The organism is Niastella sp., from assembly GCF_045805085.1.
In the GTDB taxonomy this organism is placed as follows: Bacteria; Bacteroidota; Bacteroidia; order Chitinophagales; family Chitinophagaceae; genus Niastella.
The window spans coordinates 1-10,627 of record NZ_JBJMLX010000431.1 but is presented as its reverse complement, the minus strand read 5'-3'; the positions used below and the strand labels follow the sequence as shown (position 1 = coordinate 10,627).

Annotated in this window: 9 protein-coding genes; 2 read left to right on the top strand and 7 right to left on the bottom strand. The window is 44.8% G+C overall.

Going from position 1 to position 10,627, the window contains the following annotated elements; all coding sequences use genetic code 11:
- Positions 1 to 1,346: SusC/RagA family TonB-linked outer membrane protein (locus ACJ751_RS22605; protein WP_407747800.1), on the top strand; the 1,346-nt coding region annotated here is incomplete at its 5' end.
- A gap of 37 nt (positions 1,347 to 1,383) precedes the next feature.
- Entirely contained in the window at positions 1,384 to 2,841 is a 1,458-nt protein-coding gene (locus ACJ751_RS22600; protein WP_407747799.1) for a RagB/SusD family nutrient uptake outer membrane protein, read from the top strand.
- A 76-nt stretch (positions 2,842 to 2,917) separates the two neighbouring features.
- On the opposite strand, the gene ACJ751_RS22595 is transcribed toward ACJ751_RS22600, so the two are convergent.
- From ACJ751_RS22595 to ACJ751_RS22565, 7 genes are all read right to left on the bottom strand, one after another.
- The gene (locus tag ACJ751_RS22595) at positions 2,918 to 3,304 is read right to left on the bottom strand and encodes a response regulator (protein WP_407747798.1); all 387 of its coding nucleotides are present in this window, start codon (positions 3,302 to 3,304) and stop codon (positions 2,918 to 2,920) included.
- Positions 3,291 to 4,712, bottom strand: coding sequence for an ATP-binding protein (locus ACJ751_RS22590; RefSeq protein WP_407747797.1), 1,422 nt, complete (start codon positions 4,710 to 4,712; stop codon positions 3,291 to 3,293). The genes ACJ751_RS22595 and ACJ751_RS22590 overlap by 14 nt, the downstream gene beginning before the upstream one ends.
- Before the next feature lies 1 nt (position 4,713).
- Positions 4,714 to 5,241, bottom strand: coding sequence for a YfiR family protein (locus tag ACJ751_RS22585; protein ID WP_407747796.1), 528 nt, complete (start codon positions 5,239 to 5,241; stop codon positions 4,714 to 4,716).
- Positions 5,242 to 5,275: 34 nt separating this feature from the next.
- On the bottom strand, positions 5,276 to 7,480 hold the full coding sequence (locus ACJ751_RS22580; protein WP_407747795.1) for a TonB-dependent receptor plug domain-containing protein: 2,205 nt from the start codon (positions 7,478 to 7,480) through the stop codon (positions 5,276 to 5,278).
- A gap of 57 nt (positions 7,481 to 7,537) precedes the next feature.
- Complete coding sequence (locus tag ACJ751_RS22575; RefSeq protein ID WP_407747794.1) at positions 7,538 to 7,942, bottom strand: response regulator; 405 nt, start codon at positions 7,940 to 7,942, stop codon at positions 7,538 to 7,540.
- A 356-nt stretch (positions 7,943 to 8,298) separates the two neighbouring features.
- Complete coding sequence (locus ACJ751_RS22570; protein WP_407747793.1) at positions 8,299 to 9,582, bottom strand: epoxide hydrolase family protein; 1,284 nt, start codon at positions 9,580 to 9,582, stop codon at positions 8,299 to 8,301.
- 192 nt (positions 9,583 to 9,774) lie between these two features.
- A partial coding sequence (locus tag ACJ751_RS22565) for a TolC family protein (RefSeq protein WP_407747792.1) occupies positions 9,775 to 10,627 on the bottom strand: 853 nt, incomplete at its 5' end.

Sequence of the window (10,627 nt, the reverse complement as noted above, 5' to 3'; positions counted from 1 at the left end):
TAGACAAATACCTGTTCACCGTTACGTTCCGTGCCGACGGTTCTTCACGTTTTGGAGTGAACAACAAATGGGGTTATTTCCCTTCAGGGGCCTTCGCCTGGCGCGTGAAAGAAGAAAACTTCCTGAGAGATGTGGCAGCCATCAACGACCTGAAGTTCAGGGCAAGCTATGGTGCTACCGGTAACCAGGAAATTCCTTCTTACCTGTCGTTGAAACAATACCAACCCAATACATACTGGCTGGGGCAGGCCCGGGTGAATGGTTTTTCCCCCAGCAACCTGTACAACCCCAACCTGAGATGGGAATCAACAAAAACGCTGGACGTCGGTTTCGATCTGTCGATCCTGAATAGCCGGGTGCAATTGTCGGCCGATTATTATAACAAGAAAACTACCAAGCTGCTGTACGATGTACTGCTGCCCGCCACTTCCGGCTTTAATGCCATGACCCAAAACCTGGGTAGTGTGCAGAATCAGGGAATTGAGTTGGGGATCAATACCATTAATATTGATAAGAAAGATATTAAATGGACCACGGCTTTCAATATCTCGGCTAATCGCAATAAGGTGCTCGATCTGGGTCCCTATACTTCCCAATTTACCGGTAACGTAAGTTCGAACCTGTTCCCCGGTGGTAAAACCTCTTCCATACTGCAAGTTGGAAAACCGATCGGTGAATTCTATGGTTATGTGTTCGATGGCATTTGGCAAAGTACCGACCAGATCAAAAAGAGCGGCACTAAACAGGATGTAAAACCCGGCGATCCTATTTATAAAGACCTCAATGGCGACAGCTCCCTGGATGCTACCTTCGACAGAACTGTTATCGGTCATGCACTACCGAAGTTCACCTATGGTTTTACCAGCAACCTTACCGTTGGCCGGTTCAACCTGTATGTGTTGATCCAGGGCGTGCAGGGTGTTGACATCCTTAATGAAAACAAGATCGAAATGGAAGCTGGTAACGCTTATGCCAATAAGTTCTCTTATGTATATAGTGATACCTGGCGCGGCGAGGGCACCAGCAACACCTTGCCCAAAGCAGGTAGTACCCTGCGCCGTAATCTGGGTGTAACCAGCGATATGATCGAGAATGGCAGCTACCTGCGGTTCAAAACCATTACGCTTAGCTACGACCTGCCACTACCAAAATTGAGTTCAGCGTTTAAATCAGCCAGCATTTATGCTACTGCGCAGAACCTGTTCACCATTACCGACTATTCAGGCTACGATCCCGAAGTGAATTCTTACCCCAACTCACAGGGCAATTACACTTCGCTGAGTGTTGATTACAACCCTTACCCGAACATCAAAACCTATACAGTAGGAATGAAACTCGGTTTTTAATGCGCGGATCGTATTGCTTACTAGTAAAAGAACAATTATGAAAAAAAGTATTTTCTTTATAGCAGGCGCTGGTCTTATGTTGATGGCCGCCTCCTGCAAAAAAAATCTGGAAGAAAAACCTTACAGTTTTCTTATTCCAAAAAATTATTACCAGACTGCTACTGATGCCCAAACGGCGCTCAATGGCATCTTCAATGTATTTCAGCAACAAACATCGTATCAGCGTACGGTATGGCTTATTTCGGAATTATCTGCCGATAACCTGGTGGGCATTACCACTTCGGAGCGGCTGGAATTGAACAGATTTACCTGGACGCCTGCCAACTCGGAGATCACCAACTGGTGGAAGACATCATACCAGGCCATCAGCCGGGCCAATGATCTGCTGGAAAATGTACCTAACATTAACATGGATACGGTAGCCCGCAATAACATCATGGGTAATGCCCGGTTCCTGCGCGCCATGGCTTATTTTGACCTGGTAAGAAATTTCGGCGATGTGCCGCTGGTGTTACGTCCTATTACCACAGCAGAGGACACCTTGTTATACCCAAGCAGAGCCTCGGCAGCTGATATTTACAAGACCATTATCGATGACCTGAAGTTTGCAGAACTCAATTGTCCGCTGGAGAATAAGATCGCTGCTGCCAATAAAGGCATGGTATCCAAGGGCGCCGCCTCTTCGCTGCTGGCTAAAGTATATTTGCAAAGGGCCAGTACCTCCTATGCAGATGCCCAGGACAACCAGAATGCACTGGCAGCGCTTAACAAGGTGATTGCCTCCAAAGTATATTCATTGGTTCCTAATTACCCCGATGTGTTTGATAATGCCAAGAAGAATGGTCCCGAGCATATTTTCTCTATTCAGTTTGGCCCGGGCAATAATGGCGCTAACTCCAATATCATCTTACGCATGTTCTACCCGGCCCAACTGGGTGGCGCTGCCCCCTTCACGGTTGACACCACTTACTTTAAAACCGGCTATCAGGCAGAAGACAGCATTCGCAAAAACTGGAACATGGCCGATAAAGCGGATACGGCTACAAACCTTCCGCCTTTTGTTTACAAATACCGCGATCCGGGTTATGTAAAGGGTAGCAATAACTCCAACGTAAACTGGATCGTTCTGCGTTATGCCGACGTGCTGTTGATGCAATCTGAAGCATTGAACAACATTAACAGCGGCGACGCCACAAAATTCAATGGCATAAATGCAGTAAGGGCAAGAGCCGGTTTAAAAGACCCGGCGCAGCAACTGAGCTTTGCCAATACGCCTTCGCAGAATGATTTCATCGACAGCCTGGTGAAGGACAGAGGACGTGAATTGTTTGTTGAAGGACATCGCAAATATGACCTCATCCGGTTGAAACGGTACAAACAGGTAATGGCCAAATTAGGCTATACCGTGCCCGATTACCGCTTCCTGTTGCCCATTCCGCAAACCGAACGGGATGTAAACAAGAAACTGGATCAAAATGATGGCTATCCTAAGTAGATGATAAAGGTTACGCAAGCAAACCAAGGGCGTCCTGAGAAACCGGGGCGCCCTTTTTTTGCTCATCAATCGTCAATCAGTCATTAAAATAAGTATCCGCGATCTTTTGAATGAGAGCTTCTGTTAAAGGCTTTTCAATGTATTCAACCACGGCATTATAGGCAAATGCCTTTTTCTTATCTTCTGCCCGCATGGAACTGGTAAGCATTATTATTTTTACCTTCTTGCAGGTATTCATCCTGGAAAAATTGTCCAGAAAATCAAAACCATCCATCCTGGGCATACGGATATCCAGGAAAATAATATCCGGGCAGGTATTTTGTCTGATCCATTCACAGGCAACCAATCCATCACTGGCCACGGCTATTTCACTGGCAATAGCCAGGTTCTTAAAAGCCAGGCTGGCCAGGAAATTGGTGGCATCATCATCATCTACCAGTAACACTTTATTAAAGTGGGCCATTGGCAAGGTATATTTTAAATGTTGTTCCTTTGTTTACCTCACTTTCGATGTAAATTTTTCCACCATACGACTCTACTATCGAATAGATCATATGCAATCCTATGCCCGACCCTTCAACATGTGTATGAAACCGTTGGAATAGTCCATACAATTTATCTTTGTACAGGTCCATATCTATTCCCATTCCCTGGTCTTTTACTTCCAACACAAGAAATTTGTCTTCACAGCTCGTTGTAATGTCAATTTTCGGCGGATGGCCATGCTGCTTATATTTAATAGCATTGGTAAGCAGGTTTTGAAAAATACTTTTGAGATGAACGGCCGGGTAATGCACGAACCGGCACCCGGTGAAATCGGCCTGTATTTCTGCCCCGGAGGATGATATCATATCATAGATCCTTAATTTAACTTCCTCCAATGCTTCTTCCAGGTTTATTTTTTCCCGTTCTACTTTCAATGTTTTGCGGAAGGCTATAATTTCATTGAGCGCATTGATCGTTTTCTGCATTTGCCGGGCAGAATTTACAGCCAGCTCAAAAAGATGTTGTTTACCGGGTTGTACGGCTTCTTTTTGCTGTATGAGGGTTAACATGCCAATCAAACTGGTAATGGGCGATTTCATATCGTGCGAGCTGATATAGGCAAACTCTTCCAGTTCTTTATTGGTTCGCTCAAGACTTAATGAATAATTTTTTAACGCCTTATTGCTTTCTTTCAGAAATTTGTTCATGTTCTCAATTTGCTCGAGCATATTATTGAATCCTCCCGATAAGATCCCTATTTCATCATTACCAGTACCCTCCACCCTCAACGCATAATTACCCGTTCTGGCAATCTCTTTTGTTTTTGAAACCAGCTTTAACAGGCGGTGAACAATGGAACGCTGGAGAAAAGCTGAAAGAAGAAGGGCTGCCGTAATAGCAGCCAGCAAAACCAGCACGGTGACTTTTATATAACCGGTAACAATTTTATTGAGTTCATTTAGCTCGGCATGAAGCACCACTGTTCCCATAAATTCCTTTTCCTGGTACAACTTATAACTTACTATCAGTTGCTTTCCATCGGCAGCGGCCGATGGATCCTTATCACTTCCCGTCCTTTCCCGGGAATAACTGGCGAACAATTTCCCATTTTTATCAAGCACAGCAGCCTGGGTAATATCAGGCTCCTTGTTTAATTTCATCAGGATCTGCGTAGCGGCATCCTGGTCAAGGAACACCAGCGTAGACACTGCATTTTCTCCAACAATTCTTGCCAGGGAAAACATTTTAAGCCTGGCTGCGTCTTTAAATGTTCTGATGTCATTTAATACAAAGAAGATACAACATACCAGCACTACAATGAATGCGGTGGTGGTTTGAATAATGATCAGTTTGTTTTTTATTGATAAATTTTTAAAGACTGCCATATCATTTTATAATAATAGCCAGTTTTAATAACTGTGAGCTGGCCGTTAAACCCGCTGAATTTATAGCCTTTACATTAGCTTCAAACTTCAGTTTGCGGTTAATGACAACGAAATTGATGGCGGTACCCTGTTCAGCATATCCATTCTGTTCGCTGATAATAAGCGTGCCTTTCCCGGAAGTTTTCGCCAGAATATCGTCCAGCGACACCCCCGCATTCTGGGAAATAAAAAGTATGTGGCAAAAACCGATGTCAGCAGGTTTGCTGAATCGCTTAATGGTTATTTTCTTATTATCAACAGTTTCTGTTTTTACAATTTCACTAAGGGGATCGTTAATGGGTGATGTTCCGATAATGCCTATAATAAATTCATTTTCATCCGACCCTCCTTTCCATTCTATATACCTGGTAAAATTATAAATGAACGCCGCTTTAAGGTTGTACTCGCTTGCCTTGTCTTTTTGCCCCCATATGGTAAAAGAACAGACATTAAAAACCAGGAGCGCTGTAAACAGCCTGAAGTTTCTCATAGTTATTACTTTACTATTTATACGATAGTATATTTTAGAATTCAAAGCTGGCGCCTCCAAACACCATCAATGCCGGCGCATCGGCCCTGTAAAACTCCCTTGCCTCGTTATTAAAACAGTTCCTTCCACTTAGCGTCAGCGTAAACATTTTAGTGATGGCATACGTTACGGCCGCATTCAGCATTACTTTGCCTTTGATATTTTCAACGCCCCGCTCGCCGTCGTTATAAGTAAGGTTACTGCTTTGTAACTGGGTTTGTGCGCTATAAAACCAGGGAGTTAAATTGATATTCAGGCGGGGGCTGGCGTTCCAGTTGATGTAAGCGCCCCCGTAACAGGAAGGGGTAGCGTTGTGACTCATTTTTGTTCCCATCCCTGAATAAATATTATACGTAGCAGGATCATTGTGATTGGATGGAAGAGGGGGCACTTCGGGAGAATTGGCATACGGAGAATAATCGTACAACATGGTTTTTTGCAGGGTAACAAATGGTTTGAACTGCCAGGCGCCGGCCACATAATTCACGGCAAGGGTGCCGCCCCATTGTTTGGCATATACGGTTAAATTGTTCAGATCAGACAATCCCTGGAATGCAAGGGGACCAGTAGGGTAAAATGTTCCGCTTTCAAAAATAGTGTAGGAGAAATTGCGGGTTTTGGTGGTGAATAATTCCAGGTCAATTTCCAGGTTGTCTGCCGGCTGCGCCCTGTATCCGGCTTCAAACAAAGTGGATGTAAGCAGCTTTATATTTTTGTTACCCCGCACTTCCAGCAAATAGGTTCTGCCACTGAGCGGGCCTGTGATGTCGAGGTTGGAAAACAGATCAATGATCAGCGGAGTTCTAAATGCTTTTGACTGTACTATGCGTACCAGGTTGCGGTCATTGATCTTATAAGTGGCGGCCAACTGCCAGGAATAATAGAACCTGTCGGGATAATTAAATTTATCGGCCCTGGCCCCGCCAACCAGGCGAAGCCGTTGGTCAAACAATTTATAATCGGCCCGCAGTGAAAAAGCGGTAGTAATGGATTCTGCCCGGCCGCTCCATAACCCTTCTTTTATAGTTGTATTTACATATTTACTGTCGTCATAGATGGCCCGCCGGTAGATAAGGCCAGGGGTAACACTTAAATTATTTATGGGAGAGATCTTATATTCAACAAGGGCATCGAGTGTATTATACGTCCATCGCCATTTCGAAAGCCCCAACAGGGGCAATTGAGTACCATTTACATAGGAAAGCTGAACCATCCAGTCGTTAATATCGCCTTTGATATTCGCATACCTGGTATCGGCTTTTGCAGTGGACAAATAAGCTGAATAGTTATCTGTTGCAAATTCTTTTTGAACTTCAGCATGCTGGGCCCCAAAAGCCGCCGACAACCGGACCTTTTCTGCCGGATTGTAATTCACAAACCCGTTCACGCCGTATTTACGCATGGCCAGATCTGGATGCGGATATCTTTCATTCACATTAGCAGCGCCCAGCGGATTTCTTTTTACAGCAGTGACCGAATCGAGGGGTACATATCGTTGGGTAGGTTCGTCATAATAAGTACTTTGGGTCCTGTTCCTGTTTTGATAGTTACCCGATAGTATGGCGCTTAATTTATCGCCCTTATTAAATCCTACCGAGGCGTTTGCAATGATGGAATTATAACTACCAGCCATTGCATTGGCAACCGAATACAATCCTTCTTTCAATGGCTTGCGGGTTATAATATTAATTACACCTGAAACAGCATTGGGCCCATATAAAGCGGCAGAAGGCCCTCTCACCACTTCAATTTTCTCAACATCATTGAGATCAATGGGTAAAGTTTCCCAGAAGGTGCCGCCATGTAAATAATTATATACAGGATAGTTATCGATCATTACCAGCGTGGTAGAGCTGGTAAAGAATAAAAAGGCTGCATTGGGCGGAATGTTGTCGAGCCCCCGGATGTGAATGTCATAATTGCCGTTGGTTTGCTCCCGCACAATTACGCCCGGCACCAAGCGTAATGCTTCCATGATGGATGTACATCCCGATCGCTTTATCTGTTCTTTGGTCACAACCGAGGAAGAAAGCGGTGCATCAAACGTTGATTCAGCCACTTTGGAGGCTGAATAGATGGGAATGTTCATCAGGTTTTCGATCGATAAGCGTAAAAGAGATGATACAGAATCATTCTTCTGGCCATTCACCTGAATGGAAACAGCAATCATAATTATTGCAAAGGGTATAATTTTTTTCATAGCATGCCCGTGCCCGGTATTTTGCGGGTTAAGAGGTAATTCCTGTGAGTGGGGTAACTAATTAAGGTAGGTAGTTGCTATCATTTGCACTTTATCGGGAGTTAATGGCTTTTCCAGGTAATCTATCACGGCTTTATAGGAAAAGGCCCTTAATTTATCTTCGGGCCTTACCGAACTGGTAAGCATAACGACTTTTATCTTTTTTTCGAGCGACAGTTTTTTTAATCTTTCCAGAAAATCAAAGCCGTCTATACCCGGCATTTTAATATCCAGAAAAATAACGTCGGCACAATCTGATTGCCTGATCAGTTCAAGCGCCCTTAAACAGTTTTCAGCAGTTTCGATTTCGTTGGCAGCGTGCAGGCTTTCGAGCAATTCTTTTGAAAGATAATTAGCTGTTGCATCGTCATCTACCAATAAGATCTTGTTAATTGGGAGTAATTCTACAGGAGGTTTTTTCATACACTTACAATTTTGGGGTTAAGCAAATAAATATAAGTCGGCCATGCGTATGCATCACCCTGAAATTGCTATTAATCAGACCTGCCTGTGCGGTAAAAACAATCGAGGCTATGTACTGGAGAGTTGCGGTCTCAGCTAATCGCTTTTGGGGCGGTTGCTCAAACGTTTATTGCTATTATTAGTTGTAAACACCACGCTTACCCTAAGATAGTATTATTTTATAATAATAAGTATTTTTTATTTGAGGTGTATGGGAGGGATGTTTACGTTATATATACGCAAAGAATGAGGTCCTTCGTATGCAAATTGAAATTCGTATAACTGGTCAACTCTATCAACCCTTTCAACTCTATCAACTATTTCCTCAGCGATGCAAAGGAAGCCCGCAATTCTTCTGAAAACAGTTTGGGTTGTTCCCAGGCTGCAAAGTGGCCTCCTACATCAAGTTTATTATAATGTATGAGATTGGGAAATGCTTTTTCTGCCCAACTACGTGGCACCTGGTACAGTTCATCAGGGAAAGCGCTCACGGCAACAGGTATCTTAATGTTTTTAATATCGAAGAAAGGCAACTTATTTTCCCAATAGAGCCGGGCCGATGATACTCCCGTATTCGTTAACCAGTACAGGGTAATGTTCTCAACAATATCTTCTTTGGTAAGACCGGCAGCCTCTCCATTAAACACGCGGGTTATAAGCGCCAGGCTGGCTGCATCATGGTCGAGTATCCAGCCTGCCAGACCAATGGGTGAATCGGCAATGCCGTATAACGTTTGCGGGCGGTGTGCCATTTCAAGGGCATAGCTAAGGCCATTTTTATAAAAAAAATCCAGTTGTTTAAACGCATGATCCTCATCGGCCGACAACCCGGCAGGCTCAGGACCACCAGCCTGCAATACTTTATTAATGTCTGCAGGAACAGTTGCCGCCATGTTGGTATGAATACCGATCAATTCAGGCGGCGCCAGCACTGCCATTTGTTCGGTTACGGCATCGCCCCAATCGCCGCCCTGGGCCACATATTTATTATAGCCAAGCCGTTTCATCAATGTGATCCACGCTTTGGCAATGTGTACAGGGTCCCAGCCGGTAACTGTTGGTTTTCCTGAAAATCCATGTCCTGGTAATGACGGTATTACCACGTCAAAAGCGTCTTCGGCCCTGCCGCCATAGGCCGTGGGATCAGTAAGGGGTCCTATGATCTTTAATTGTTCAATGACAGAACCGGGCCAGCCATGCGTTATGATCACCGGCAGCGCGTTCTTATGTTTTGACCTAACATGAATGAAGTGGATGTCTACGCCATCGATATTTGTCATGAATTGCGGCAATGCGTTCAGCTTCTTTTCGGTTTTTCGCCAGTCATACGTAGCCCAATAGCTGGCCAGTTGTTTCATTGTCGCCAGCTGCACTCCTTGTGTTGCATCTGTAACTATCTCCTGGTCTGGCCATTGGGTAGCCAGAATGCGTTTGTGAAGATCGGTCAGCCGGGCTTCAGGTATATTTATTTTAAAGGGACGGATCGCCTCATTGGATGGTGGTGCGGGGGTGGTGCTATTTTGTGCATTGCTCACTAAACCTTGCATGATAAATACAGCTGTTAACAGCCCATTGCTCATTTTGCCTGCAATCTTTTTCATTGTAAAATTTTTTAGCGTTTCAATTATCCGGTAAATGTACACCGGCCCCTCCCCCTTTTCCAATGACCTTCAGCCAAACCGGACGAATTAATAACCCAACCCGGCATTTCAACACTTCATTTTTACTGGTTGAAAAAGAAAAACCCCCGGTTGATGAAACCCGGGGGAACTCCCTCACTTTTACCTGTACGTCTACTTGATTAAACCTTCGTTACCACTTGTGCGTGCTAATTCTATTGCTGCGCTTCGATAATCAAACACAGCTTCTAAATAATTTAATTGCGCGGCAGTTAAAGCCAGTTCTGCGTCGGTTAGATCGAGCCTGGAGGTTACGCCCTTTGCATACCTGTATTGCACAATGTCGTACCCCAGTAAGGCAGTTTCTTTTACTTTCAATTGCGTTTGCAGCCGATCGTGCGTTTCTTTTAAATTGGCGATCACCTGCTTTACCATTGTCTTCAGCGCCTGTTGCGCCTCGGTGATCCGGATGCCGGATTGATCATGCGCATATTCAGCCTGGCGGATCTTTGCCTGGTTACTAAACCCCGTGAACAAAGGCAATACAACCTGGGCCCCTGCAAAGGAAGTGGAAGGCCAGTTGGCATTTACGAAATCAAATTTGCGCGCCTGGGTTTGTAGCTGGTATTGGCCTACAGCAGACACTACCGGCAACCGGGCCGCTTTGGCCAGCACAGTTTGTTGTTCACTCATCTGTTGCTGCAGCAACAATGCCTGCAGGTCGGGCCGCTGACGCAGCGCCTGCTCGTATAGTTCATTTTCTGAAGGAATGGCTATGGGGGTATTTGCCACCAGGGAATCTGTAAGGGTGATCTGCGTTAACGAATCCATTCCCATCAGGGTGATCAATTGTTGCTTGCCTGTTTCAATGGCGTAGTTCAGTTTGAGCATATCCGGTTTCAGGTTCTCTACCGCCGTATAAGCCCGGAGTGTATCAACCCGTAAACCGCGGCCCTGGGCGAGCAATGATCTTGCATCGGCCAATGCTTTTTCATTACGCAACAGGCTTTCCTGCTGCAGTTTTAAC

Coding starts and splice junctions, on each gene's coding strand:
- ACJ751_RS22595 (WP_407747798.1), bottom strand. CDS start 3,304: ATGGCCCACTTTAATAAAGTGTTACTGGTAGATGATGATGATGCCACC.
- ACJ751_RS22580 (WP_407747795.1), bottom strand. CDS start 7,480: ATGAAAAAAATTATACCCTTTGCAATAATTATGATTGCTGTTTCCATT.
- ACJ751_RS22570 (WP_407747793.1), bottom strand. CDS start 9,582: ATGAAAAAGATTGCAGGCAAAATGAGCAATGGGCTGTTAACAGCTGTA.
- ACJ751_RS22575 (WP_407747794.1), bottom strand. CDS start 7,942: ATGAAAAAACCTCCTGTAGAATTACTCCCAATTAACAAGATCTTATTG.
- ACJ751_RS22600 (WP_407747799.1), top strand. CDS start 1,384: ATGAAAAAAAGTATTTTCTTTATAGCAGGCGCTGGTCTTATGTTGATG.
- ACJ751_RS22585 (WP_407747796.1), bottom strand. CDS start 5,241: ATGAGAAACTTCAGGCTGTTTACAGCGCTCCTGGTTTTTAATGTCTGT.
- ACJ751_RS22590 (WP_407747797.1), bottom strand. CDS start 4,712: ATGGCAGTCTTTAAAAATTTATCAATAAAAAACAAACTGATCATTATT.